This window comes from Desulfomicrobium aestuarii, from assembly GCF_055385525.1.
Genome location: NZ_AP042427.1, coordinates 3,242,756 through 3,266,590, shown reverse-complemented (window position 1 = coordinate 3,266,590; position 23,835 = coordinate 3,242,756). Strand labels below are relative to the sequence as shown.

At 64.7% G+C, this 23,835-nt stretch carries 25 protein-coding genes; 7 read left to right on the top strand and 18 right to left on the bottom strand.

From position 1 onward, the window contains the following. Positions 1-2: 2 nt before the first annotated feature. On the bottom strand, positions 3-1,433 hold the full coding sequence (locus tag ACZ5AC_RS15100; protein WP_464248397.1) for a DNA integrity scanning protein DisA nucleotide-binding domain protein: 1,431 nt from the start codon (positions 1,431-1,433) through the stop codon (positions 3-5). Between the two features lie 126 nt (positions 1,434-1,559). Between ACZ5AC_RS15100 and ACZ5AC_RS15095 the strand changes: the two genes are divergently transcribed. After that, complete coding sequence (locus ACZ5AC_RS15095) at positions 1,560-2,108, top strand: type I restriction enzyme HsdR N-terminal domain-containing protein (RefSeq protein ID WP_464248396.1); 549 nt, start codon at positions 1,560-1,562, stop codon at positions 2,106-2,108. Between the two features lie 15 nt (positions 2,109-2,123). On the opposite strand, the gene ACZ5AC_RS15090 is transcribed toward ACZ5AC_RS15095, so the two are convergent. Further along, a complete protein-coding gene (locus ACZ5AC_RS15090) occupies positions 2,124-3,143 on the bottom strand; it encodes a bifunctional heptose 7-phosphate kinase/heptose 1-phosphate adenyltransferase (RefSeq protein WP_464248395.1) in 1,020 nt (339 codons plus the stop codon). Continuing rightward, positions 3,140-4,021: a ParB/RepB/Spo0J family partition protein gene (locus tag ACZ5AC_RS15085; RefSeq protein ID WP_464248394.1), complete on the bottom strand. Its 882-nt coding sequence runs from the start codon at positions 4,019-4,021 to the stop codon at positions 3,140-3,142. Before ACZ5AC_RS15085 ends, ACZ5AC_RS15090 begins: the two co-directional genes overlap by 4 nt. Positions 4,022-4,114: 93 nt before the next feature. Here ACZ5AC_RS15085 and ACZ5AC_RS15080 point away from each other — a divergent pair, with 93 nt between their 5' ends. Then, positions 4,115-4,525, top strand: coding sequence for a hypothetical protein (locus tag ACZ5AC_RS15080; protein WP_464248393.1), 411 nt, complete (start codon positions 4,115-4,117; stop codon positions 4,523-4,525). Here the strand turns inward: ACZ5AC_RS15080 and ACZ5AC_RS15075 are convergent. The 6 genes from ACZ5AC_RS15075 to ACZ5AC_RS15050 form a co-directional block, all read right to left on the bottom strand. Further along, a complete protein-coding gene (locus ACZ5AC_RS15075; RefSeq protein WP_464248392.1) occupies positions 4,501-5,289 on the bottom strand; it encodes a ParA family protein in 789 nt (262 codons plus the stop codon). The genes ACZ5AC_RS15080 and ACZ5AC_RS15075 overlap by 25 nt on opposite strands. Before the next feature lie 36 nt (positions 5,290-5,325). Then, positions 5,326-6,333 carry an NAD-dependent epimerase gene (locus ACZ5AC_RS15070; RefSeq protein WP_464248391.1) on the bottom strand — a complete coding sequence of 336 codons (1,008 nt, stop codon included), beginning with the start codon at positions 6,331-6,333 and terminating at the stop codon, positions 5,326-5,328. A 119-nt stretch (positions 6,334-6,452) separates the two neighbouring features. Then, positions 6,453-7,091 (bottom strand): hypothetical protein, encoded by a 639-nt coding sequence (locus ACZ5AC_RS15065; protein WP_464248390.1) that lies wholly within the window; start codon positions 7,089-7,091, stop codon positions 6,453-6,455. After that, the gene (gene coaBC, locus ACZ5AC_RS15060; RefSeq protein ID WP_464248389.1) at positions 7,067-8,278 is read right to left on the bottom strand and encodes a bifunctional phosphopantothenoylcysteine decarboxylase/phosphopantothenate--cysteine ligase CoaBC; all 1,212 of its coding nucleotides are present in this window, start codon (positions 8,276-8,278) and stop codon (positions 7,067-7,069) included. Before coaBC ends, ACZ5AC_RS15065 begins: the two co-directional genes overlap by 25 nt. Further along, the gene (locus tag ACZ5AC_RS15055; protein WP_464248388.1) at positions 8,275-8,808 is read right to left on the bottom strand and encodes a hypothetical protein; all 534 of its coding nucleotides are present in this window, start codon (positions 8,806-8,808) and stop codon (positions 8,275-8,277) included. The genes coaBC and ACZ5AC_RS15055 overlap by 4 nt, the downstream gene beginning before the upstream one ends. Before the next feature lie 36 nt (positions 8,809-8,844). Continuing rightward, a complete protein-coding gene (locus ACZ5AC_RS15050) occupies positions 8,845-9,618 on the bottom strand; it encodes a hypothetical protein (protein WP_464248387.1) in 774 nt (257 codons plus the stop codon). A 69-nt stretch (positions 9,619-9,687) separates the two neighbouring features. On the opposite strand from ACZ5AC_RS15050, the gene rfaE2 reads away from it, so the two are divergent. Together rfaE2 and ACZ5AC_RS15040 are read left to right on the top strand one after the other, a co-directional pair. Further along, complete coding sequence (gene rfaE2 / locus ACZ5AC_RS15045) at positions 9,688-10,191, top strand: D-glycero-beta-D-manno-heptose 1-phosphate adenylyltransferase (RefSeq protein ID WP_464248386.1); 504 nt, start codon at positions 9,688-9,690, stop codon at positions 10,189-10,191. After that, positions 10,169-11,956: a GspE/PulE family protein gene (locus ACZ5AC_RS15040; RefSeq protein WP_464248385.1), complete on the top strand. Its 1,788-nt coding sequence runs from the start codon at positions 10,169-10,171 to the stop codon at positions 11,954-11,956. Before rfaE2 ends, ACZ5AC_RS15040 begins: the two co-directional genes overlap by 23 nt. Here the strand turns inward: ACZ5AC_RS15040 and ACZ5AC_RS15035 are convergent. Genes ACZ5AC_RS15035 through flgB form a run of 7 tightly spaced genes read right to left on the bottom strand, consistent with a single transcriptional unit; the run spans position 11,953 to position 17,841 of the window. Continuing rightward, positions 11,953-13,299 carry a FliI/YscN family ATPase gene (locus tag ACZ5AC_RS15035; protein ID WP_464248384.1) on the bottom strand — a complete coding sequence of 449 codons (1,347 nt, stop codon included), beginning with the start codon at positions 13,297-13,299 and terminating at the stop codon, positions 11,953-11,955. The genes ACZ5AC_RS15040 and ACZ5AC_RS15035 overlap by 4 nt on opposite strands. Then, a complete protein-coding gene (locus tag ACZ5AC_RS15030) occupies positions 13,296-13,994 on the bottom strand; it encodes a FliH/SctL family protein (RefSeq protein WP_464248383.1) in 699 nt (232 codons plus the stop codon). The genes ACZ5AC_RS15035 and ACZ5AC_RS15030 overlap by 4 nt, the downstream gene beginning before the upstream one ends. Continuing rightward, on the bottom strand, positions 13,987-14,997 hold the full coding sequence (fliG, locus tag ACZ5AC_RS15025) for a flagellar motor switch protein FliG (protein WP_464248382.1): 1,011 nt from the start codon (positions 14,995-14,997) through the stop codon (positions 13,987-13,989). Before fliG ends, ACZ5AC_RS15030 begins: the two co-directional genes overlap by 8 nt. After that, complete coding sequence (gene fliF, locus ACZ5AC_RS15020) at positions 14,998-16,608, bottom strand: flagellar basal-body MS-ring/collar protein FliF (RefSeq protein ID WP_464248381.1); 1,611 nt, start codon at positions 16,606-16,608, stop codon at positions 14,998-15,000. A gap of 25 nt (positions 16,609-16,633) precedes the next feature. After that, positions 16,634-16,957 (bottom strand): flagellar hook-basal body complex protein FliE, encoded by a 324-nt coding sequence (gene fliE / locus ACZ5AC_RS15015; RefSeq protein WP_464248380.1) that lies wholly within the window; start codon positions 16,955-16,957, stop codon positions 16,634-16,636. A 36-nt stretch (positions 16,958-16,993) separates the two neighbouring features. Beyond that, positions 16,994-17,431: a flagellar basal body rod protein FlgC gene (flgC, locus tag ACZ5AC_RS15010; protein WP_464248379.1), complete on the bottom strand. Its 438-nt coding sequence runs from the start codon at positions 17,429-17,431 to the stop codon at positions 16,994-16,996. Next, on the bottom strand, positions 17,431-17,841 hold the full coding sequence (gene flgB, locus ACZ5AC_RS15005) for a flagellar basal body rod protein FlgB (protein ID WP_464248378.1): 411 nt from the start codon (positions 17,839-17,841) through the stop codon (positions 17,431-17,433). Before flgB ends, flgC begins: the two co-directional genes overlap by 1 nt. A gap of 251 nt (positions 17,842-18,092) precedes the next feature. Between flgB and ACZ5AC_RS15000 the strand changes: the two genes are divergently transcribed. The 3 genes from ACZ5AC_RS15000 to hflX all read left to right on the top strand — a co-directional run bounded on the left by ACZ5AC_RS15000 (position 18,093) and on the right by hflX (position 21,032). Beyond that, entirely contained in the window at positions 18,093-18,650 is a 558-nt protein-coding gene (locus ACZ5AC_RS15000; RefSeq protein WP_464248377.1) for a tetratricopeptide repeat protein, read from the top strand. A 125-nt stretch (positions 18,651-18,775) separates the two neighbouring features. Next, complete coding sequence (locus tag ACZ5AC_RS14995) at positions 18,776-19,369, top strand: IMP cyclohydrolase (RefSeq protein WP_464248376.1); 594 nt, start codon at positions 18,776-18,778, stop codon at positions 19,367-19,369. 202 nt (positions 19,370-19,571) lie between these two features. Then, positions 19,572-21,032 (top strand): GTPase HflX, encoded by a 1,461-nt coding sequence (gene hflX, locus ACZ5AC_RS14990; RefSeq protein WP_464248375.1) that lies wholly within the window; start codon positions 19,572-19,574, stop codon positions 21,030-21,032. A 75-nt stretch (positions 21,033-21,107) separates the two neighbouring features. Here the strand turns inward: hflX and plsY are convergent, their stop codons facing one another. Both plsY and ACZ5AC_RS14980 read right to left on the bottom strand, forming a co-directional pair. Then, positions 21,108-21,695 (bottom strand): glycerol-3-phosphate 1-O-acyltransferase PlsY, encoded by a 588-nt coding sequence (plsY, locus tag ACZ5AC_RS14985; protein ID WP_464248374.1) that lies wholly within the window; start codon positions 21,693-21,695, stop codon positions 21,108-21,110. A gap of 79 nt (positions 21,696-21,774) precedes the next feature. Beyond that, entirely contained in the window at positions 21,775-23,817 is a 2,043-nt protein-coding gene (locus ACZ5AC_RS14980) for a ribonuclease catalytic domain-containing protein (RefSeq protein ID WP_464248373.1), read from the bottom strand. Positions 23,818-23,835: the final 18 nt, after the last annotated feature.

Sequence of the window (23,835 nt, the reverse complement as noted above, 5' to 3'; positions counted from 1 at the left end):
CTTCAGGAAATGGCGTCCTCGATCCATTTCCCGAGAGTGGGGGGCTCGGACAGGCACTGATACCTGGGCACCCAGTCGCAGGCGGCCTTGAGTTCCGTGCCGTGCTGGATGACGGAGATGGGGCGGTCGGAGCTGACCACGACCACGATGACCTGATCGTGGTCGGCCGTGAACCTGAGGGCCGAGTTGAAGCGCGCGCCGCGGGACCTGTTCTCCCCGGCCACGGCCCGGCCGTCGAGGAGCGTGGCGAAGGCGTGGAGCTTCAGGTACATCATGTCGATGTGCAGGGCGCCGTCGACCTTGGCCAGCGCCGTGGCCAGCTCCAGGTCCATGTGCCGTTTCAGGTCCAGGGGTGATTCCAGGTGCTGGCCGGAAATGCTGGCCAGGGGGCTCCCGTAGTCCAAGACCAGCGCGCAGCCGTGTTTTCGCTCCTGGGCGCTGCTGACCAGCGCTCCGACGGCCTTCATGATGGAGTACATCTTGTTCGAGTCGAGGTTCAGTTCGAGCAGCGCCTCTTCCAGCTGCACCAGGTTGGCCTTGCGGGTGGAGGAGTGGTAGCCGCCGTCGGCGAAGCTGCACACCGTTTCGTCCTGCAGCCGGATGAACCCGTGCCGCCCCCTGAATTCAGCCAGCACGGAAAAGTCGGGCATGCGGCCCGTGCCGATGCCGACGATCTGCTGTCCGTCGCTGACGAGCTTGTGCCTGTTTCCTTCCACCGCCTGCAGAAGCTTTCTGATGTGCTTGATGTCCTTCATGGCCGGCCGCTCGAACTCCCCGAAAGTGGCCAGGTAGTGCACCCGGTCGATGTGGCTGGGCTCCACGAAGATGAGGTCCCCGTGGGGCCATTTCCCTTCCTCCTGGGTCTTGGAGATGCTCAGGACCGCGTCGAGAAGGGGGTAGATGCGCAGCTTCGTGTCCGGTCCGACGCTCAGGTTGCGGATGTCGACGAGGTGGTCGCGTACGGCGTGGGTGGCGAAGTCCTGCAGGACGTAGCTGGATGTCTCAAGGTCGAGGATGCTGCGCGTACCCAGGTCCTGGGACAGCAGCCGACAGGCGTATTCCAGCCAGCACTGCGTCGGCCCGGTGGAGCACATGTCCGGGTGCTGCTCCGTGAACCACATCTGATGGAAAATGTTTCGGTAGTTGCCGCCGTAGGAGACCAGCCCGGTCAGGTCGAGGCCTCTGCAGTGCATCGCCTCCTCGCACGGATCGGCCTTCGTGCACTGCTTCCAGAACCCTTCCTTGAGGTACAGCTCCCGCAGCCGCGGTTCGTGGCCCCGCAGCAGCTCGTGCGGGTCGTAGACATGCACGGGGCCATCCTTGTCCATGGCGTACACGAGGGCCGCCCTGCTCGGACCCGAAAAGCGCGTCAGCCCGTTGGTCAGGCCTCCGTGGATGTGGTCGACGCATTTGAGGAAGAACAGGTCCTGCATGGCTACCTTCCAGGGTTTGCGGCGTTACTACCTCACGGCCGAAAACGGGTCAACGCGTCCGCGCCGTGATGACTTGCGCGTCGTGCCGAAAGGCTTATTAAGTGAGATGCAACACCGGAGGTGCGCATGCATGAAGTCAGCCTGAACCGAGTCATCACGGATTACCTCACGGGCAGGGAGATCATGGACACGACCTACGAGGACCTGCGTCAGGCCCTGGCGCGCATGCTGGTCGAGGACAGGAAATACCCGCGCGAGAGTATCCTGCCGAAATATGAGCTGCTTTACGAGGTCGCCGGCGAGAGCCAGTCGGCCGTTGTCGATCTCGCGGTTTTCGGCCCGGCCGGAGAGCCTCTGCTGGCCCTTTTCTTCTGTCCGGGCGAGGTTGGCACCTTTGTCCGCGAAAGCGTGGCCGCGGCCCGCATACACCTTCCCTCGCCGTTTCCTCTGGTCGCCGTGACGGATTCCATGGAACTCGTTCTCGTGGAGTCGAGGACCGGGGACCGTATTGCCGACGGCTTTCACGCCGTCCCCTTGTGGCGTGACCTGCCGGTCCTGGCCGGGAAGCATCCGTGCCCGCCCCTGGGTGAAGAACGCCTGCTCAAGGAGAGACGGATTCTGACGGCCTACACGGGTCTGGGAGGGCCATGCTGCGGGGGTGAGTGCAGCCTGTAGCCCCACGGTTGGTATTTACACCGAAGATGGTGCGGCCGCGAGGTCGCACCATTTTTCATGGTGGACCGAAGACCAGGCCCCGAGGGCCTCGGTCAGCTCCTCCTGGCTCACCCCGACGGCGCCCACCTGGCCCACGACCAGGCCTGCGGCGCAGTTGGCCAGGATGCTCGCGCTCAGCAGGTCGAGCCCGGAGCTGAGGCCCAGGGCGATGACGGCGATGACCGTGTCGCCGGCGCCCGTCACGTCGAAGACCTTCTTGGCCATGGTCGGCAGATGGAAGACGCCAAGCCCGGGCAGGAACACGGCCATGCCGTCTGCTCCCAAGGTGATGACCAGGGTCTGCAGGCTGCGTTCCCGGATGATCTTCTTTCCTGCCTCGATGATGTCCGCGCGTGTTTTGATGGGCATCTCGGCCCCTTCGGACGCCTCCTTGGTGTTGGGCGTCATGCCGTACAGTCCGGAGTAGTGCGGGAAGTTGCAGGTCTTGGGGTCGAGGATGACTTTCTGCCCGGTTTTCTTGCGCCCGTGGAACCAGGCCAGGAATTTTTCCGAGATGACACCCTTGCCGTAGTCCGAGAGGATGACCGTGTCGAACTGGTCGATCCTGGCGTCAACGGCTTCGGTCAGCTTCGAAAATTCGAGGCTGTCGAGGGGCCTGTCCGTTTCACGGTCAACGCGCAGCATCTGCTGGTGGGCGGCGATGATGCGCGTCTTGAGGGTCGTCTCACGGAACTGCGACGTGATGAGGCTGCACTCGACCCCGAGTTCCGTGCAGATTTCACGCAGGTTGCGGCCGTAGGCGTCCTCGCCGCACAGGCTGATGAGAGTCGGTTTGCCGCCCAGGGTGGCGACGTTCTGCGCCACGTTGCCCGCGCCGCCGATCTTGAAGCTCTGATCCGTGACCTTGACGATGGGCACCGGCGCTTCGGGCGAGATGCGTTCGACGACCCCTTTCTGGTACTGGTCGAGCATGATGTCCCCGATGATCAGCACGCGGGCGCCGATCATGCGGGAAGCGTTGAAGGCCAGATTCATGCGTGCTCCTCCCCGGCCATGCGTTCAAGCAAGGCGGCAATCCGTTCCCGCTCCTCGCTGCTGGCGTAGGAGAGGACGATCTTTCCCTTTTTCATGGAACCGGAATGCTTGATGGAAAACCGCTGGTTCAGCCCCGACAGGACTCGGGCGATGTCCTCGGCGACCGGCTTTCTGCGAGCCCCCGCGTTCGCGCCTCTGCTTTTCTTCTGTTTGAACTTCTTGATCATCTCTTCCGTCGCCCGGACGTTGAGCCCCTTGGCGACGATGAGCGCGGCCACGTCCTCCATGTCCTTGTCCTCGGTCAGGCCGAGCAGGGCGCGGGCGTGCCCCGCAGACAATGCCGCGTCCTCCAGCATGGTCTGCACCGTCTGCGGCAGACGCAGGAGGCGCAGGCTGTTGGTCACGGCCGGCCGGCTCTTGCCGACCTTGTCCGCCAGTTCCTCCTGGGTGATCTCGAAATGCTCCTTGATCTGTCCCAGGGCCCGGGCTTCCTCCATGGGGTTGAGATCCTCGCGCTGGAGGTTCTCGATGAGCGCGATGGCCATGCTCTCGTAGTCGTCCATGGTGCGGACGATGCAGTCGATGCTCCTGAGGCCGGCCATCTGGCAGGCGCGCCAGCGGCGTTCGCCGGCCACGATCTCGTATCTCCCTTCGGTCAGCGGCCGCACCAGTATGGGCTGGATTAGGCCCTGGGCCTTGATGGACGCGGCCAGTTCCTCCAACGCCGTCTGGTCGAAGTGGTGGCGGGGCTGGTGAACGTTGGGGCTCAGGGCCTCGATGTTCAGGTTCACGATTTCGGCTTCATGTTCGGGTTCGACATTGCGGCTCTTGATGAGTACATCAAGCCCGCGTCCGAGCCCGCGTTTCTTGAGAGTCATAATCCACCCGCGGATGTTTGCCTCAGGGCCGTTGACCCTGGGCGTTTCGTATTTAGAGAAAAGCTGTTCGTAACTTCAACCTCAGGAGCCCATGTGAACAAGGAAACGGCCATCAGATATGTCGTCGACGCCAAGGGCCAGCCCCAGGGCGTCTTTCTGGAAGAGGAGATGTGGCAGCATGTATCCAAGCATGTCCTCGCCGTGCTCGACAAGCTTTGCCCTTCGGAGAAACCCCTGATCGAGCCAATGGCCGACTATGACCTGCTGGTCAAATACTGGGACCTCCGCTACGACCTCCCCACGGACGTGGCCTGCGAAACCTGCGGCGCCTCGACCGAGGACTGGCAGGCCGACGAGCCGCGCAAGTTCACCCTGGCCGCGGCCAACATGGGCGGCCTGCTGGCCTTCAGGTGCGCCGGGTGCGGTTCCCGCATCACCAAGCGCCACTTCAAGGACAAGGTCACGGTCACCTGCGCGCCTCACGCGTCTTGTACCTGCGGCTGAAGCCTCGGGCAATCGATGATCTCCTGGGCCAGGGAAATGTACGACTGGGTGCCCAGGGAACGGATGTCATAGAGGATGGCCGGAAGGCCATGGCTCGGCGCTTCCGAAAGGCGTACGTTCCGCGGTATGGACGTGCTGAAGACAAGCTCTCCGAAGTGGTCTCGCACCTCGCGTTCGACCATGAAGGAGAGCTTGTTGCGTTTGTCGAACATGGTCAGCAGAATCCCTAGGATGTCCAGCTTCGGGTTGAGCCGCTCCTTGACCAGCCCGTATGTCTTCATGAGCTGCGCGATGCCTTCCATGGCGTAGTACTCGCACTGCAGGGGCACGAGCAGCCACCGTGCCGCGCACAGGGCGTTGATGGTGATGAGGCCCAGGGACGGCGGGCAGTCGATGAGGATGTAGTCGAAGTCCTTCTCCACGCTCTGCACGACGGCGCGCAGCATGAACTCCCGGTCCCGCTCCCCGCTCAGCTCGATCTCGGCGCCCACGAGGTCCGGCGTCGAGGGCAGGATTTTCAGGAACTCCATGTCCGAGCCGATGATGGCCCGTGAGGCCGCCCGCGGGTCGAAGAGGGCCTGGTATACGGAAATTCTGACGCCGCTCACGTCGACCCCGAGCCCGCTCGACGCGTTGGCCTGGGGGTCGCAGTCGATGACCAGCACCCGCCGCTCCATGGCCGCCAGGGAGGCCGCCAGGTTCACGGTGGTCGTCGTCTTGCCCACGCCGCCTTTCTGATTCGCCAAAACGATTGTCTGCGCCAAAGATTCGCCCTCCCGGTCCGGTTGTTTCACGGGAAACTAGTTGCGGTAATAGTCCTTGTACCAGGCGATAAACCGCTCGATTCCTTCCTCTATCGTCGTTGACGGCTTGAACCCGACATCCTTGATCAGGTCGTCGACGTTGGCGTACGTGGCCGGCACGTCTCCCGGCTGCAGGTCCATGTAGTTGCGCACGGCCTTGCGGCCGAGCGCGTCCTCCAGAACGGTGATGAACCGCTCCAGTTCGACGGTGTTGTTGTTGCCGATGTTGTAGAGCCTGTACGGGGCGGGCGAGGAGGACGGGTCCGGCGCGTTCCCGTCCCACAGGGGGTTGGGCTCGGGGATGCGGTGCACGACGCGAAACACCCCTTCGACGATGTCGTCGATGTAGGTGAAGTCCCGGCGCATCTTGCCGTGATTGAAGACGTTGATGGGCTTGCCGTCGCAGATGGCCTTGGTGAAGAGGTACAGCGCCATGTCGGGCCGGCCCCACGGCCCGTAGACCGTGAAGAAGCGTAGGCCCGTGGTCGGCAGTTTATAGAGGTAGCTGTAGGTGTGGGCCATGAGTTCGTTGGACTTCTTGCTGGCGGCGTAGAGACTGACGGGGTGGTCGACGTTGTCGTGGACCGAGAAGGGCATGGACGTGTTCAGCCCGTAGACGGAACTCGACGAGGCGTAGACCAAGTGCTGCACTTCGTTGTGGCGGCAGCATTCCAGCAGGTTGGCGAAGCCGACGATGTTGGAGTTTATGTAGGACTTGGGGTTGATGAGCGAGTAGCGTACTCCGGCCTGGGCCGCCAGGTTGACGACATGGGTGAACCCGAAGGCCTTGAAGAGTTCGTTCAGGGATTCGCCGTCGGCCAGGTCAACGGCTTCGAAACGGAAATTCTGCTCTGTTTCGAGCTGGCGCAAGCGGTCCTTCTTCAACTCTACCGAGTAGTAATCGTTGAGATTGTCGATGCCGAAGACTTCCGCTCCGGCGGCGGCGAAGCGCTTGGCGAGGTGAAAACCGATGAACCCCGCGGCGCCCGTGATGAGAATTTTCATGCGTTGCTCCATGTGAAACGTGACAATGAAGTTCACCTAGCGCAACGAGCATTTCTGGGCAATACGGAATTGTGTGCGTGAAAAATGATGCAGGTGGATCGTTTTGGCGGAAGGGAAATTCAGTTGCGGATGCCCTGCAGAATCTGCCAGGCGTCGTTTTTGAGCTGCTTGTCGCCTGCGGCCATGTCTTCGAGGTTCGGTAGCAATCGAAGTTCGGAGCTTCCAAACAAGGCAGCCGCGTTGCCGGAGTTCGGGTCACCTGAAACGGGCGACGCCGGTCCGAAGCAGATGATGATGCGTGGAGCGAAGAACCGTAAGCCCTGGGCAAGGAGCCCCGGCGAAACATCGAGAGGCCACGCGCAGATATCGTTCTCCGGCCAGCCCAGGTGCGAGCGGACGCTGGCCTGGATTTTCCTGAACATGTCCAGGCGCGGGGGCGGGGTGGGCTGCTGCATGTCGGCAAACAGGCCGACGTAGGTCCACAGCGTGCGGACGGGCGATTGTTTCCCGTGAAACAGGGAGCGCAGAAGCGGCGGCACAGGCTCCTCGACACGGCTCGGGCCCTGGTCCGGAAATCCTTGGGCGACCGGCTTGCGGGCTGGTTCGGCGACCGCCTGTGCGGTTTCCTCGACGAACGGGCCGGGTTCCTGCGGCGCGGGTTCCTGCTGCGGGATTTCGGGCCTGCGCCAGAGGTGGGTGATGCCGAGACGCTTCAGCGTGCGCTGGGTTTCGGTCAGGGCGTATTCATCAAGATCCAATCCCAGATCCTCCAGGCGATTTCTGTCTTGGGCAGCTGCGGCCAGGATTCGCGCCTGCCGTGGCGGTCCATGACGAGCACGCGGTTGGTGGGCGTGGCGAAACCGGCGCCAGCCTCGTCCACGGGGTTGGCCACGATGAGGTCGAGGTTCTTGTGTTCGAGCTTGCCGGCGGCGTTGCGCTCCAGATCCTGGGCCTCGGCCGCGAAGCCGATGGTCACCTGGCCGGGTTTCTTGCTGCCGCTCAGGGTGGCCAGGATGTCCGGGTTGGGCTCGAAGGTCAAAGCCAAGGGCGCGCCGCCTTTCTTGAACTTGCCCAGTTCGCAGGCCGGCGGCCGGAAGTCCGCAACGGCCGCTGTGAAGCAGCCGATGTCCTGGGAAGGGAACACGGCGCCGGCAGCCTCGAACATCTCCCGGGCCGAGGTCACCGGGATGCGGCGGATCATGGCCGGCAGGGGCAGGTCCACGGGCCCGGTCACGGCCGTGACCTCGGCCCCGCGCAGGGCGGCGGCGATGGCCAGGCAGGCGCCCATGGTCCCGGTGGACGGGTTGGACCAGAAGCGGACGCGGTCGAAATATTCCCTGGTGGGTCCCAGAGTCAGCATGACCTTCTTGCCGCGCATATCCTGGGGTGAGAGGGCGGCCAGGGTGCGGATGAAAATTTCCTCGATGGGGGCCAGGCGTCCCTGGCCCGTGTCGCCGCAGGCCACGTCGCCGCATTCGGGCTCGATGCGCACCACGCCTCGCTGTCCCAGGACTTCCCAGTTGTGCCTGGTGGCCGGAGCCGACCACATGCGCGGGTTCATGGCCGGCGCCGCGAGGACGGGGCCGGGGTAGGCCAGCAGTTGGCAGCTCAGCAGGTCATCGGCCAGTCCGTGGGCCATCTTGGCCAGGATGTTGGCCGTGGCCGGGGCCACGACGAACGCGTCGGCGACAGCTGGTTCGAGATGGTCGAAGTCCGCCCCGGAGGTGAACATGTCCGTGAACAGGGGGTCTGCGCCCAGGGCCCCGAAGGACAGGTCCGTGACGAACCGGCGGGCGGACTCGGTGAGGGTCGCGCCGACCTGGATGTTCAGACGAAGAAAGGCCCTGGTCAGATCCAGGGCCTTGTAGGCTGCGATGGAGCCCGTGACTCCAAGATGGACGCGTTTCCCGTGAAACGTGTCGAAGAGGTAGTGGGCCGGGATCACTGGCTGAGGGTCCTTTCACCTTCCGCGGGCGCGCCCGTGGAACCCGAGGACGGATAGGTGTCCATGGGCTGGCCGCCGGTGGAGTAGGCCGGGGAGTAGGTGTTCCCGACCTTGGGGCTGACCTTGATTTCGAGCCAGGTGTACCAGAGGGGCGTTTCCTCGATGGTGATCATGCAGACCCGGTTGTCCTTGGTGAAGACCAGGAAGAAGCGCTGATACTTCTGGTAGGTGACCATGGTCCAGCCGTCTTTGGGCATGTTGTGGAAGAAGAAGTCGAAGAGGGAGATGGGTTCGGCCCAGCCCTTGAACTTCATGGTGCCGAACTTGCCGTCCGCCGTCGGGGTGATGTTGGACTTGTCGGTCTGGATCTCCATTTCTTCCGGAACGCGTATATCATTGTAATCATAGAAGAAGCTCTGCTGAGCTTTGGGTGCGGCCGGGTCCTGGGAATCGGATCCCATAAGGTCCGATCCGGCGCAGCCCCACGAGGCGAGCAGCAGGGCGAGGACGAGACATTTCATGTAACGCATGGTGGCATCCTTCACGTTCGTTAAGGTTTGGAAATATCACGAGCCATTGTTTGAAAACCTAGCATCGCCGGCGGCGATTTCAAGTGTTTTTTCCGGCCGTTGAGCTTTGGCCGCCGCGTCGCGGGCCTTGGCCGCTTCGTCGAGCCAGCCGCCTTCCTCCAGGGATTGGGCAGCCAGTTCGTACATGCGGTGCATGCCGTCGGCGTACACGGACTCGATCAATTCGTCTGAGTACCCTTTGAACACGCTGCGCACAAGGTCGTTCTGGGCGTACAGAAAACGCGCCAGCAAGGGGTTTTCACGGTGCAGGGGAAGATATAGGATGAACATGCGCTTGCAGTGGAAGAGGATGAAGCGCACGCGGCGCACCTCCCGCTCGATGCTTTCGGACGTCTGCCTGATGACTGCGTAGAGCTCTGTGCCGATATGCTGCTCTTCCGGCGTCAGGGACGTGCTGCGCTGCAGCTGCTTGAAGCGCGGTTTGTAGTTCATCTGCTGGTAGGCGTCCTCCTTGAGCTTGATGCACTCGTGGAAGATGTAGCCCAGGGCCCAGTCCAGGTATTCGCCAAGGACCGACAGGTGCGACGGTTCCTCGTTGCGGAACAGCAGGTGGGACGTGTCCTTGAGGCGCCACAGGAGGCCCTTGCTGTTCTGCCGGCCGAGGATGTCGTCGAAGAAGTGGAAGCTGACGGACCCGCTTGCGTCGTATTCGGAAAAATGTGTTTCCATGGCGCTGGCGATTTGGCAGAAATCGCGCAGCACGTCGCGGACGAAGGAATCGTGTTTGGTCTTTAGCCAGCTTTTGGACATCGCGTTACCCGGCGGAATTTTCCGCGTCATGTACGGCACGGCCTTGCTCACGTCAAACCCCATGAACCCATGCACAACACCAGGAACAAGATTTTAGGGCGCCACGAGGCGCATACGCTTGCAGGCAGGGGCGGCGTGGTCTTCACCAACGGCTGCTTTGACATCCTGCACCCCGGCCATGTTGACTACCTCCAGCGCGCGCGGGATCTGGGCGAGCGCCTCGTGGTCGGCCTCAACAGCGACGCCTCGGTGCGCCGCCTCAAGGGGCCGACCCGGCCCGTCAACGATGAGGCCAGCCGTGCCATGGTCCTGGCCGCCCTGGCCTGCGTCGACCACGTCGTGGTCTTCGAGGAGGATACGCCGTACGAGCTGATCAGGGTCGTGGCCCCCGACGTCCTGGTCAAGGGCGGCGACTGGAGCGTGGACCGCATCGTCGGCCGCGACCTGGTCGAGGCGCGCGGTGGCCGGGTGCTGTCCATCCCGCTCCTTCCGGGCCATTCGACCACGTCCATCATCGACAGAATTCTCGCCATGAACGCGGGGGAAAGCCATGCAGCACAACGTGAAGAATAAGCGGATCACCTATTCCCTGCGGTATCTGCTGGAGACCCTGACGAGCGAAGGGGAGATCAGCGCGGCTCAGGCCGGCGTCATCACGGAGCACGCGCGCAAGAACGACATTGACCTGGACTGCGGCGAGGGCATCGACAGCCTCATCCGCTTCAACATCCGCAAGGCGCCCAAGGAGCCCGGCGGCCCGGAGATGCGCATCACCGAGGACGTCATCCTCAAGGCCGTGGCGCGCCGCGAGGGGATTGAGTTCAGGCGGGTGGACCCCTTCGATCTGGACCTGGAGGTGACCACCAAGACCATCTCCGAGAGCTTCGCGCGCATGAACACCCTGGTCCCGATCATGATCCGCGACGGGGAGCTGGAGCTTGCGGCCTTCAACCCTTTCCGGCCCGAGCTGTGGCACGACATGGAGCGGGTCAGCGACCTGCCCTACAAGGTCTTTCTCTCCACCCGCCAGGACATCAACCGTCTCATCGACGACTACTACCAGTTCCGCACGGCCATCCAGGCCGCCGAGATCGAGTTCATGTCCTCCAACGAGATCGGCAACCTCGAGGCGCGGGTCAAGGTGGCCGACAAGTCCGACCCGGACTCCCAGCGGCACATCATCAAGGCCGTGGACTACCTGCTGCGCTCGGCCCTGCGCGAGCGGGCCAGCGACATCCACGTCGAGCCCAAGCGCGACCACGCCCTGGTCCGGTTCCGCATCGACGGCATCCTGCACGACCTGCACCGTCTGCCCATGACCGTGCACCTGGCCATGATCAACCGCCTCAAGGGCATGAGCCGTCTCGACATCTCCGAAAAGCGCCGGCCCCAGGACGGGCGCGTGCAGCTGGTCCTGGCGGGGGTGCCGACGGACGTGCGCGTGTCCACGGTGCCAGTGGCCTTCGGCGAGAAGATGGTCCTGCGCCTGCTCTCCAGCGATAGCACCCTCAAGAACCTGCAGGAGCTGGGCATGCTGCCCGAGCAGTTCGAGACCTTCAGCCGCTTCCTGCGCCACACCTACGGCCTCATCCTGGTCACGGGCCCCACGGGCAGCGGCAAGTCCACGACGCTCTACTCGACCCTGAAGGTCCTGGCCAACCCGCAGGTCAACGTGGTCACCCTCGAAGACCCCATCGAGATGGTGGTCGACGATTTCAACCAGATCGGCATCCAGTCGCGCATCGGCGTGACCTTCGGCCAGATGCTGCGGCACATCCTGCGCCAGGACCCCGACATCGTCATGATAGGCGAGATGCGCGACCTGGAGACGGCGGAGCAGGCCGTGCAGGCGGCCCTGACCGGGCACATCGTCTTCTCGACCCTGCACACCAACGACGCCAGCTCCGCCCTGACCCGACTGCTGGACCTGGGCCTGGACGCCTACCTCATCAACGCCGCCGTCATCGGCTGCATGGCCCAGCGCCTGGTGCGCAACATCTGTCCGAACTGCAAGGCCCAGTTCAGGCCGGACTACGACGAGATCACGGCCCTGGGGCTGGCCGGCTACATCGCCAGGGACCAGATGCTGTGGAAGGGGCGCGGTTGCGATCACTGCCGCCAGACGGGTTATTACGGTCGCACCGGCATCTTCGAGATCCTGCCCTACGACACGGAGGTCAAGGAGGCCATCCGCCGCAACGTGGACCTGGCGGACCTGCGGTCGCTGGTGCGCGGGAAGGGCGTGCGCTCCCTCATGGACGACGGCATGGAGCGTGTCATCCGCGGCGTGACGACCTATGAGGAGGTGCTGCGTGTGGCCGGAGGGTCCATCGATTAGGCGCGGGGCCTGACGGACTTGTGGACGGGCTGACCCGTGAGCTTTTGCAGGGCGTCGAAGGACTGCTCCAGGGAGGAGCGCTCCTCGATGCTCTGCTGCAGGAAGTTTCTGATGGGCGAGATCATCTCCAGGGCCTGGTCGATCTCGGCGTTGGTGCCCTGGGCGTAGGCCCCGATGTTGACCATGTCCTCGACGCGCCGGAAGGTTGACAGATGCCGGATGAGCTTGCGCCCTGCGGCGACCACGGGGGCGGGAGTCACGTCAGAAGCCAGGCGGCTGACGCTCTTGAGGACGTCGATGGAAGGGTAGTGGCCCTGGTCCGCCAGGTCGCGGGTCAGGACGATGTGGCCGTCCAGGATGGAGCGCACGGCGTCGGCCACGGGCTCGTTGAAGTCGTCGCCCTCGACCAGCACGGTGTAGATGCCGGTGATGCTGCCCTTGGCCGACCTGCCGGCCCGCTCCAGCAGGCGGGGCAGGTGGGAGAAGACCGTCGGCGTGTAGCCGCGCGTGGTCGGCGGTTCGCCCGCGGCCAGGCCCACCTCGCGTGCGGCCATGGCGAAGCGCGTGACCGAGTCCATCATGAAGAGCACGTCCTTGCCCTGGTCGCGGAAGAATTCCGCCATGGCCGTGGCCGCGTAGGCCGCGCGCATGCGCACCAGCGGCCCCTGGTCCGAGGTGGCCACCACCAGGACCGACCGCGCCAGCCCCTCGGGCCCCAGATCCTTCTCGATGAAATCCACGACCTCGCGGCCGCGTTCGCCGATGAGCCCGATGACGTTGACGTCGGCCGACGTGTATCGCGCGAACATGCCCATCAGCGTGCTCTTGCCCACGCCCGAGCCGGCCATGATGCCGACGCGCTGGCCCTTGCCCAGGGTCAGCAGCCCGTTGACGGCGCGCACTCCAACGTCCAGGGGGTCGATGATGCGCGGCCGCGTCAGCGGGTTGGGCGGGTCGGCGTGCAGGGGGTAGTGGCGGGCCGGGTGCAGGGTCACGCCGGGGTCGAGGCTCGCGCCGAAGGCGTCGACGGCGTGCCCGAGGTAGCGCTGGCCCACGGGGAAATGGGGCGGCGTGCTCGTGTTGCGGATGAGGCTCCCGGGGCGGATGCCGCGCATCTCGCCGTAGGGCATGAGCAGCATGACGTCGTCGCGGAAGCCTACGACCTCGGCGTTGATGACGGGCCGGTTCGGGTCGCCGGGGAGCAGCTGGCACACGGAGCCCAGGGGGGCCTTGATGCCGCGGCCTTCGGCCACCAGGCCCACGACCTTGGTCACCTTGCCGTAGGCCTGGGCCGGCTGCAGGCCCGAGAGGAGCTGCAGCGTGCCGTCCAGGTCGGCCGTCATGAATTGTCCTTGAACCCGTCGAGGATGGCCCGGACCTGTTCGAAGCGGCTGGCCACGGAGTTGTCCACCAGGCCGTCCCCGCTCTCGATGCGCACGCCGCCGAATTCGAGGTCCGCGCACTGGCAGACGCGCAGTTCCGGCAGATCGGGGCGCTGCTCGCGGGTTTTCTCGACGAGGCTTCTGGCCAGGTCCAGATCGGCCGGGCAGACGTGGACCGTGATGCAGCCCGTGGTCTGCAGCTGGGCCATGGCCTCCTCGAAAAGTGCGTTCAGCACGCGTTCGCGCTCCTCGTCGAGCATCACGCCGAGAGTCTTCTCGAAAGCGAGCTGCAAGACCCTGAAAAGGGTCTGCCGGTGTTCGGCGGTGACGCGTTCCTTCTCGGCGTTCAGCGCGGCCTGCAAGTCGCCGAGGAAACCGGAGACCTTCGCTGCCTCGGCCGTGGCGAGAGCATTGACCTCGTCCCGGGCGGCCGCCAGCCCTTCGTCCCTGGCCTGGCGGCGGATCCGCTCGGCCTCGGCCAGGGCCTGGGCCAGGATCTCCCTGGCCATCTGCTGGGCGCGTTCCCGTACCTGTTCCATGTATCTGGCCTCTGTTTCCTCGTTCCAGGTTGCGGCCGCGGGGCGGTTCATGGCGCTGAAGTCGCCGTGGCGCAGGCCGTGGATGAGCCGTCCGGTGAGGGGAGGGTGCTCAGACAAGGACTTCGCCTCCGCTGCCGGCGATGACGATGCGGCCCTCGGCCTCCAGGCGGCGCACCTGCTTGACGATGTTCTGCTGAGCGGCCTCGACTTCCGAGAGTTTGACCGGGCCCATGATCTCGAGGTCCTCGCGGATCATGTTGCCGGCGCGCTCGGACAGGTTCTTGAAGAACTTCTCGCGCAGCTCCTCGGGGGCGGTCTTGAGGGACATGGTCAGGTCCTCGTTGCTGATCTCCTTGAGGATTTCGCGGATGCCGCGGTCGTCGATCTTCATGATGTCCTCGAAGACGAACATGAGCTGCTTGATCTCCTCGGCCAGCTGCGCGCTCTCCTCCTCGATGTCGGCCATGATCTCCTCTTCCGTGGCCCGGTCGATGGCGTTCAGGATCTCGGCCACGGAGCTCACGCCGCCCACCTTGCGGCCTTCCTTGCCGCCGATGGCGATGAGTTGGCTCTGCAGCACGCGGTCCACTTCCACGAGCATCTCCTCGGCCACGGCCTCCAGCTTGGCAAGGCGGATGAGCACCTCGGCCCGCACGCCCGGGCTCATGTTCTGCAGCAGGTTGCCGGCGCTCTCAGGCGGCAGGTGGCCCAGGATGAGGGCCAGGGTCTGCGGATGCTCGTTGCGCAGGATCTGGGCCAGGATCTTGGGGCTGACGTTGCCGAGCTCCTTGAAGGGCACGGGGCCCGACTCGAAATCGAGTTCGTCCAGGATGTAGCGGGCCGTGTCGGAATCCAGGTTGGAGGAGATCATCTTGCGCACCTGCTCGGGGCCGCCGTAGAGCATCTCCTTGCCGATGGTCATGGCCTGGTTGAACTCGCGCAGCACTTCCTCGGCCTGCTCCTTGCCCACGCTGTCGAGCTTGGCCATGGCCCGGGACACGGCCGTGATCTCGGAGCGGTCGAATTTCTTGAAGACCTCCGAGGCGAAGGAGTCGCCCAGGGCCAGGATGAGGATGGCCGTCTTCTGGGGTCCGGTCAGCTTTCCGACGGGTAGTGCCATTTATGCTTCTCCCTGGGTCAGCCACTGGCGCATGATCATGACCGCCTGGTCCATGTTCTGGTCCACCAGCTGCTGCGCCAGATGCTTGGCGTTCTCGATGCGCTTGACCGCGTCCACGGCGGCCAGATCCTCTTCGCTCATGCCCTCGGTCAGGGCCATGAGCTCCTGGGCCGCGCCGAGCTCCTGGGCCTCCTGCACGGTGGTGGGCTCCGCGACCTTGGGCCGGATGAGGGCCAGGACCACGGGGCGGGCCACGAAGAGCAGGAAGAGCAGGATGACCAGCGTGTTCAGGAGCGGCTTGCCCAGGAGCTGGAAGTACCTGGAGGCCACGTCCAGCAGCGGGGCCTGCTCGGCTCCGGCCGGTTCGCCGAAGGAGATGGAGGAAACCTCGATGGCGTCCCCGCGGTTCTCGTCGAAGCCCACGGCGCGCTGCGTCAGCTGGCGCAGCTGCGCGAGCTGGTCGGCGGGCAGGGCTTCGAAGGCGAATGTCCCATCTTGCTGCTGCGTGTACTTCCCGTCAACCAGCACGGCCACGCTCAGGCGCTTGATGCTGCCGACCTGGGAAACGATCTGCTGCTCTTCGCGGTTGATGTCGAAATTGGTCGTGGCGGAGGTGCGCGTGCTGGACTGGGCCGTGCCCGAGGCCATCTGGTCGTTCTCGCCCTGGTAGTTGGGGTCGGGCGTGCCGCCGGCGACATTGGCCGAGCCGCGGCTCTCCTCCTCGCTCTTGACCTCGCTGCGGACCACCGCTGATTTGGGGTCGAAGATTTCCTTGCGGATGGTCGTGCGGTTGAAGTCCAGGTCTGCGTTGACCCTGGCGATGACCCGGCCGGGGCCGAGGATGGGCACCAGGAGCTGCTCGATGCGCTGTTCGAGGCTTCGCTGCAGGCCCGTCTGATATTCGAGCTGCGTGGAGGTCATGCCCGTCATGTCCGTTTCGGACTTGGGCTCGTACAGGACCTTGCCCCGGCTGTCGGCCAGGGTGATGTGTTCGGCCGTCATGCCTTCGACGCTGGTGGACACCAGGTTGACGATGGCCTGGACCTGCTGGGCCGAGAGGGAACGTCCCCCTTTGAGCTTGAGCATGATGGCAGCCGACGGCGGGGCCTGCTCCTCGACGAAGAGGCTCTTGTTGGGCAGCACCAGGTGCACGCGGGCGCTCTCGACCTCGGCCAGTTCCGAGATGGTGCGCGACAGCTCGCCCTGCAGGGCGCGCTGGTAGTTGATGCCCTGGACGAAATTGGTCTGGCCGATGTTGTTCTCGTCGAAGAGTTCGAAACCCACGCCCTGGCCGTGCAGGGAGCCTTCGCCGGCCAGCTTGAGCCGGGCCTCGTAGACCATGTCGGCAGGCACCAATATGGCCGAGCCACCTTCGGAGATCTGGTAGGGGATCTTCTCCTTCTGCAGGTAGCTGACCACGCTGGCGGCGTCTTCCTGGTAGAGCTGGCTGTAGAGGACCCTGTAGTCGGTTCTGTTCATCCAGAAGATCATGCCGAAGAACGTGAGGATGAGCGAGGCCAGCAGCCCTCCGAGGAGGATGCGCTGGGCCAGGGATTTGTTCGTCCAGAAGTCCGTGGCCTTGGCCAGAGTGTTCTGCAGAAATGGGGGCATGGTGAGTCCTCGTTGTGATTACGGATCAGAACTGCATGCGCATGAGTTCCTGGTAGGCCTGCATGACCTTGTTGCGCACGGCGGAGGTCATGTCCATGGCCAGTCCCGCCTTCTGCAGGGAGATCATCAGCTCGTGCACGTTCTGGGATTTGCCCGAGGCGAAATCCTGGATCATGCGCGCCTTTTCGGTCTGCATGTCGTTGACCTTGGCCAGGGACTCCTCGATGGTCTCGGCGAAGGACTGGGTCGCCTCGGCCGTGGCGCTCTTCTTGGCGCCGAGTCCCTTGGGATTGTTCAAAAGCTCGCTGGCCGCGGAATAGGCCTTGATGGCCATCGGTGACACCGCCATGGAACTCCTCCTTCGTGATATCCGTCAATGTGCGGCCTAGCGGCCGATTTCCAGGGCCTTGGTGAACATGTTCTTGGATGTCGTGATGGTCGAGACGTTGGCCTCGTAGGCGCGCATGGCCTGAAGCATGTTGGTCATCTCCTCGACCACGTTGATGTCCGGGTAGCTGACGTAGCCCTCCTCGTCGGCGTCCGGGTGCCCGGGCTCGTAAACCTGCTTCAGGGGCCTGCGGTCGTTCTGGATGGACTCGACCCGCACGCCCTTGACCTCCTGGTCCAGGGCCGAGTTCATGGCCTTGGAGAAGGGGCTGTCCACCTCGGTCTCCTTGAAGATGGCTTCCTTGCGACGATAGGGGCCGCCGCCCACGGTCCTGGTGGTCTTGGCGTTGGCCAGGTTCATGGAGATGACGTTCAGATGGGTGCGTTCGGCCTTGAGGGCGGACGCGCCGATGTCGATGGATGTCATGAAGTCCATTATTTGCCTCCATCCTGTATGATCTGCTTCATGCCGGCGAAATTCTTCTGCATGACGGTGGTCAGAGTGCTGTAGAGCAGGTTGTTCTTGGCCATGGCCGCCATTTCCGTGTCCAGATCCACGTTGTCCACGCCCTGGATGACCCTTGGCGTCAGGGATTTGGTCACGCTGGCTTCGGTCTGTTCCGGCGAGAAGGCCGCCGGGAAATGGTCCGGGTGCGTTTTGGCCATGGCTCCGCCTTCGGCCAGCCCCAGGGCGGCCTGCAGGTCCTTTTCGAACTCCAGGCGCCGCGCCTTGTAGCCGGGCGTGTTGATGTTGGCCAGGTTGGCGCTGACGATGTTTTGACGCTGGAGCTGGAAGTCCATGACCTTGGCCGTCAGATCCAGGTGATCGGGAAACAGGCTTTTCATCGGTAACCCCTTGTCATTCCGGCATGTGCTTGGCCGCGCGGTGGCGGAGCCGGGTCGTTGACGACGACGGTTTTGCAATGACCATTCCAGAAACGAAAAACCGGGAATACGCGTTTCAATCCGGTATATTGGCGATGGAAATGAAACGACGGGACTTGGCGGCGGGGGAGGGTTGCTTGGCTGGCATCAATGTTGCTTGCTGCCGGGTGGATGACAAAGCATACCCGATCTGACGACAAGGAGGAGGAACCATGAGTTCGCATCTGGATTACGAAATCAACAAGGAACTTGGCGAGTGCTATCTTTTCATGGGTGAACTGGACAAGGCCGAGAGCTATTACCACAAGGCCGCGGGCAGCAACGGCGTCCATCCGGACCCGTACCTGGGACTGGCGACCATCGCCGTGCAGCGCGGCGACCTGGACCAGGCCATGGCCATGTACCGCAAGGCCGACGGCATCTCGTCCTCGGACAAGTCCCTGGCCGGCATGGCCCTCATCTGCGCCCAGCAGGGGCGGCACGAGGAGGCCTTCGACCTGTACGGCCGCGCCCTGACGGCCAACCCCGAAAACATCATCGCCCTCTTCGGGCTCGTCCAGACGTCCCACATGCTGGGCCGCACGGGCGAGGCCATCGCTCCTCTGGAGCACTATCTCGAACTCAACCCCGGCAAGAGCGAGGTCCGCTACGCCCTGGGCGGCTGCCTGACGACCTGCGGCCGTCCGGCCGATGCCAAGGCGCAGCTGGAGCGCCTGCTGGAGATGGACCCGGCCTACGGCCCGGCGGCCGAGCTTCTGGCTCAGCTCTAAAACGCTGTCGGTTCCCCTCCCTGTGCGGTCAGGTCCCGGTTTTCGGGGGCCTGACCGCGCTGTTGCATATTGCGGTCAAAGCTGGCAGTGCACGGCGAACATTCTTTTCGAGAGGGGGGAACACCATGAACATGCTGCCAATACGCCGGGCCATCCTGAGCGTCACAGATAAATCCGGACTCGAGGACTTTGCGCGATTTCTGCAGGAACAGGGCGTCGAGCTCGTTTCCACGGGCGGCACGCGCAAGAAGCTCGTCCAGGCCGGCCTCAAGGTCCGTTCCGTCAGCGACGTGACGGGCTTCCCGGAAATCCTGGGCGGCCGCGTCAAGACCCTGCACCCGCACGTCCACGCCGGCATCCTGGCCGACAAGGACGACCCCGCCCACATGCGCACCCTCAAGGATCTGCGCCTGGCGCCCTTCGACCTCATCTGCGTCAATCTCTACAATTTCGCCGAAGCCGTGCGCCAGACCCTGGAAGACAAGCAGGCCGTGGAGCAGATCGACATCGGCGGCCCGACCATGCTGCGCGCCTCGGCCAAGAACTTCCACTCCGTGGCCGTCATCCCCGACCCGGCCCATTACGCCGAGTGCATGCAGGAGATGAAGGCAAACGGCGGCAGCCTCTCCCTCGAATTCCGCAAGCGCATGGCCGTGGCCACATTCGCGCTGACCTCGGAATACGACCGCATGATCACCGAGTACCTGAGCCGCCCCTAGGGGCGGCCCCGCCGGCCCGAACCGGCGACGGAGACACGTCATAGCATCCAAACCCCTCGGCAATCTCACGGGCCTCAAGCCCAGCCAGACCGCGGCCATCTCGCGCCTCTACAACCGCCGTTTCCCAGACCAGGGCGGCTTCACCCCGGACCAGGCCCGCGAACTGGCCATCCTGAGCCGCGGCATCGGCCGCCAGCTGGGCGTGCTCATCAACCGCAAGGGCGTGCCCGTCATGGTCATCGTCGGCGAGCAGGACGGCATCCTCATCCCCGAGCTGTCCCGCCACCGCCAGGCCGAGTCGCGCCTGTCGGGCCTGCGCCTGCTGCACACCCACCTCGATTCGTCCCTGCTGACCCAGGAAGACCTCATGGACATGGCCTTCCTGCGCCTGGACGCTGTCTGCGTGCTGACCGTGAGCCCCGACGGCGCGCCGCGCACCTGTCAGTTCGCGCACCTGCTGCCGCCCAACGCCGACGAGCTGCCCTATCAGGTGCACCCGGCCGTGATCTGGGACGAGGTGGATTTCGATTTCGGGGCCAGCGCTAAGGCCCTGGAAGACGAACTGGCCCGCACAGGGCAGACCGTGGCTTCCTCGGCGCGCGAGGGCGCGGCCATCCTGGTCAGCGTCGGCTCCCAGCCCAAGGGCGTGCAGGAGCGGTCCCTGGCCGAGCTGGCCGAACTGGCGGCCACGGCCGGCCTGGAGGTGGTCGGCACGGTGGTGCAGCGCGTCAGCCAGGTCAACCCCAAGCTCATCCTGGGCCGGGGGAAGCTGGCCGAACTGGAGGTCCTGGCCCTGCAGAAGAACGCGGCCACCCTGGTCTTCGACCAGGAGCTGACCCCGACCCAGCAGCGCAATGTCAGCCAGATCACCGAGCGCAAGGTCCTGGACCGCACTCAGCTCATCCTCGACATCTTCGCCCAGCACGCCCAGACCCGCGAAGGCAAGTTGCAGGTCGAGATGGCCCAGCTCAAGTACATGATGCCCCGCCTGGTGGGCCAGAACCGCGCCCTGAGCCGCCTGACGGGCGGCATCGGCGGCCGCGGGCCGGGCGAGACGCGGCTTGAGATGGACCGTCGCAAGATCCGCGCCCGCATCGCCCAGATCAAGACCGAGCTCGGCAGCGTGCGCAAGCACCGCAAGGCCACGCGCAGCCGCCGCGACAAGGCCGGCCTGCCCGTGGTCTCCCTGGTGGGCTACACCAACGCGGGCAAGTCCACGCTCCTCAATACCCTGACCCAGAGCGACGTCCTGGCCGAGAACAAGCTTTTCGCCACCCTGGACCCCACCAGCCGCCGCCTGCGCTTCCCAGAGGACCGCGAGATCATCCTGACCGACACCGTGGGCTTCATCCGCCATCTGCCGGCCGACCTGCGCGAGGCCTTCATGGCCACCCTGGAGGAGCTGGAGGGCGCCGACGTGCTCGTGCACGTGGCCGACGCGTCGCACCCGGAGATGGAGGCCCAGCTCGAGGCCGTGGAATCCATCCTGCGCGACCTGTCCATCGACACCATCCCCCGCGTCCTGGCCCTGAACAAGGTTGACCGCATCTCGGAGGAGACCCGCGAGGCCCTGGCCTTCGTCCATCCCGACGCGGTCTTCATCTCCGCCATAGAGCGGCCCTCCCTCGCCCCCCTTGTCGAACGCGTCAAAGCGCTGCTCTAGTCCTTGCCCTGAAAACGAAAAAGCGCGGAAACCCTGAGGCTTCCGCGCTTTGGCGTCGATCCGCAAAAAATCCGGTTATTCCTTCTTTTTCCAGGGGTGCTCCGTGCCGGCCGTGAGGCGCTGGATGTTCTCCGAGTGCTTCCAGAAGATGAGGGCCATGAGGACCAGGGCCATGGGGATGGCGCCGAAGAGGCCCTGGAAGAGCAGGATCACGGGCATGAGCGCCACCATGACCAGGGAGGCCAGGGACACGAAATTGTAGAAGTACAGGGCCGCCAGGAAGGCCAGGCCGCAGATGATCACCGCCCAGGGCGAAATGGCCAGGAAGGCGCCGACCCATGTGGCCACGCCCTTGCCGCCCTTGCCGTGCAGGAAGACCGAGAACATGTGGCCGCAGACCGCGGCCGTGGCGACCAGGGTCAGGAAGAAGTACGAATCCGAGAAGCTCGTGGCCAGCAGCACGGGGATGAACCCCTTGAGCACGTCCAGGGCCAGGGTCATGGCTCCGTATTTCGTGCCGCACAGGCGGCCTACATTGGTGGCGCCGATGTTCCCGCTGCCCTCTTCGCGGGGGTCGATGCCGCAGCAGGTGCGGGAAATCAGAAGGCCGAAGGGCATGGCTCCCAGAAGGTAGCTGATCGCGAGCCAGAATATTGTCACCATGTTCTCACTCCTTGGTCTTTGGATTTGGCGGATGCCATGTGCCGCATTTCACTACGGCAAAACCGTTGGCCGGACAAGTTCATTCCTCTTCCCAGGCTTCGACGATCTTGATCTCGTTGTTCAGGGGATCGACCTTGCCGATGCGGATGGCGAAGCGCTGCCCAAGCCGGATCTTGTCGCCGAAGATCTTGCGCGGCGCCTTGAGGAAGAGCTGCAGCTCCGGCAGGGCGATGGTCACCAGTACGGACCCCGGGTCCACGATGACGCCGGACCAGCGCATCTTCTTGAAATTCTGCCTGAAATACTCGTATTTCCAGTATCTCGGGCGCATGCGCTGGACCTGGCCGACCAGTTCCGATCGGCTGGAGAGGACCGGCAGCAGGCTTTCCAGCTCGGACTGGCTCAGGAGCCGCCCCCGGCCCGTGAGCCGGGCCGCGATTTGGGCCATGTTGATGAAGTCCGAGTAGCGGCGCAGGGGCGAGGTCACGGGCGCGTAGGCCTTGGCCCCGATGGTGGCGTGGCGCCGCGGCTCGCACTCCAGGATGGAGGGGCCCATGTTGTTGATGATGCGGTAGATGTCCGTGGGCTCGCTCCACACGCCGGCGCTCTCGGCGGGCAGGGTGATGTTCTGGGTGCGGTAGAGCAGGGCCGTGCCCGTCTCCAGGCCCCAGGCGCCCATGGCCTTGTTGGCCAGGATCATGAATTCCGAGACGATGGTCTGCGCCTCGGGAGTTGACGGGCTCTGCGCGATTCCGACCTGCGGGTTGGCCGGGTCGCCGTCGAGCACGACCCGCGGGTCGGGCTGGTCCATGATCACGGCGTGTTCGCAGATGCGCGCCTGACGCAGCAGGTGGGCCAGGTCCCGGGCGTCGCGGAGCATGCCGGTCGCGCCCTCGGCGATGTCCGTTTCCACGCCGGTGTAGGTCAGGTTGGCCGCGACCCGCACCCAGGCGACTTCGGGCGCGAAGCCCCGCAGGTCGCCCTCGGGGTCGAGGTCGAAGGTGATGACCAGGGCCGGCAGATCCTGCCCGGCGTTGAGGCTGAAGAAGCGGGTCCCCAGTTCCTCGGGCAGCATGTGGCTCGTTCCCTCGGGCAGGTAGAGGGAGCTGAAGCGGTGCTGCACGGCGCGGTCCAGGGGGCTCCCGAACTCCCATTCCAGGCAGGGGCAGGCCAGGGCCAGGCGCAGTCGGAAGCCGTCTTCGCCGCGCGTGAGTTCGAAGCCGTCGTCGATGTCCTGGGTCGTGGCCGAGTCGATGGTCACGATCTCGGCCATGGGCTCCTGCCGCCCCAGCAGGACGCGTTCCTTCTGGGCCTCCACGGCCCCGGCGAAGGGTTCCGCCCAGCCGGGCTCCCAGTCGTACTGCGCGCGGCAGAGGTGGAAATTGAAGTGGGCCGGCACGATGCCCCAGGCCTGGGCCAGGAACAGGGCCAGATGGGGCTCCTCGGGCAGGCCCTGGGTCATGGTCTTCCACAGGGCGTCCGAGTCCCGGTCGTCGGGGTTGCACAGGCGGGTCATGAGCAGGTCGCGGATGCGCGCGGTCTGCTCCTCGTCGGGCTCCGGCAGGGCGCTGCGGCGCTTGCAGAAGGCGTCCCACAGCCCCTTGAGGAAAACCTGGCCGAAGCCCACCAGGCGCTCGCGCTCCTGGGCCTTGCGCAGCTCCTCCTGGCGTCGCTCCACGGTCTCCTGCGAGTAGATCTCGAAGGCCGGGGGCGAAAACTTGAAATGGGTCTTGGTCTGCAGGAGCTTGCGTCCCAGGGCTGCCATCTGGTCGGGGTTCGGGTCCTCGAAGACGAGGCTCGCGAACCAGCCGATCTCCGCCTCGTCGACCTCGCCCTGGGCCAGGTCCCAGATCTCCAGGGCGTCCACGGCCTCGGCCAGGCGCTCCCGGCGGCCGTTGTGCGTGCGCAGGAGGTCCAGCATGTCCTGGCGGCTGGAGCCGGCAGCGCATTGCGGCCCGGTCCACGGCAGGGCGCGCGAGACCGGGAGCTTGAGTTCCCGCTGTCCGGCCGTGAAGACCCGCAGGCGCGGGCCCTGCACGTCGAGGACCCAGGCCGTGACGGGCTGGTTGTCCTGCAGGAACTCCATGATGCAGCCCGGCTGCAGGGAAGGGGAGGTGGACATGTGAGACCTTATGCGCGT

Coding starts and splice junctions, on each gene's coding strand:
- ACZ5AC_RS15100 (WP_464248397.1), bottom strand. CDS start 1,433: ATGCAGGACCTGTTCTTCCTCAAATGCGTCGACCACATCCACGGAGGC.
- ACZ5AC_RS15095 (WP_464248396.1), top strand. CDS start 1,560: ATGCATGAAGTCAGCCTGAACCGAGTCATCACGGATTACCTCACGGGC.
- ACZ5AC_RS15090 (WP_464248395.1), bottom strand. CDS start 3,143: ATGAATCTGGCCTTCAACGCTTCCCGCATGATCGGCGCCCGCGTGCTG.
- ACZ5AC_RS15085 (WP_464248394.1), bottom strand. CDS start 4,021: ATGACTCTCAAGAAACGCGGGCTCGGACGCGGGCTTGATGTACTCATC.
- ACZ5AC_RS15070 (WP_464248391.1), bottom strand. CDS start 6,333: ATGAAAATTCTCATCACGGGCGCCGCGGGGTTCATCGGTTTTCACCTC.
- ACZ5AC_RS15055 (WP_464248388.1), bottom strand. CDS start 8,808: ATGCGTTACATGAAATGTCTCGTCCTCGCCCTGCTGCTCGCCTCGTGG.
- ACZ5AC_RS15050 (WP_464248387.1), bottom strand. CDS start 9,618: ATGTCCAAAAGCTGGCTAAAGACCAAACACGATTCCTTCGTCCGCGAC.
- rfaE2 (WP_464248386.1), top strand. CDS start 9,688: ATGCACAACACCAGGAACAAGATTTTAGGGCGCCACGAGGCGCATACG.
- ACZ5AC_RS15040 (WP_464248385.1), top strand. CDS start 10,169: ATGCAGCACAACGTGAAGAATAAGCGGATCACCTATTCCCTGCGGTAT.
- ACZ5AC_RS15035 (WP_464248384.1), bottom strand. CDS start 13,299: ATGACGGCCGACCTGGACGGCACGCTGCAGCTCCTCTCGGGCCTGCAG.
- fliG (WP_464248382.1), bottom strand. CDS start 14,997: ATGGCACTACCCGTCGGAAAGCTGACCGGACCCCAGAAGACGGCCATC.
- fliF (WP_464248381.1), bottom strand. CDS start 16,608: ATGCCCCCATTTCTGCAGAACACTCTGGCCAAGGCCACGGACTTCTGG.
- fliE (WP_464248380.1), bottom strand. CDS start 16,957: ATGGCGGTGTCACCGATGGCCATCAAGGCCTATTCCGCGGCCAGCGAG.
- flgC (WP_464248379.1), bottom strand. CDS start 17,431: ATGGACTTCATGACATCCATCGACATCGGCGCGTCCGCCCTCAAGGCC.
- flgB (WP_464248378.1), bottom strand. CDS start 17,841: ATGAAAAGCCTGTTTCCCGATCACCTGGATCTGACGGCCAAGGTCATG.
- ACZ5AC_RS15000 (WP_464248377.1), top strand. CDS start 18,093: ATGAGTTCGCATCTGGATTACGAAATCAACAAGGAACTTGGCGAGTGC.
- ACZ5AC_RS14995 (WP_464248376.1), top strand. CDS start 18,776: ATGAACATGCTGCCAATACGCCGGGCCATCCTGAGCGTCACAGATAAA.
- plsY (WP_464248374.1), bottom strand. CDS start 21,695: ATGGTGACAATATTCTGGCTCGCGATCAGCTACCTTCTGGGAGCCATG.
- ACZ5AC_RS14980 (WP_464248373.1), bottom strand. CDS start 23,817: ATGTCCACCTCCCCTTCCCTGCAGCCGGGCTGCATCATGGAGTTCCTG.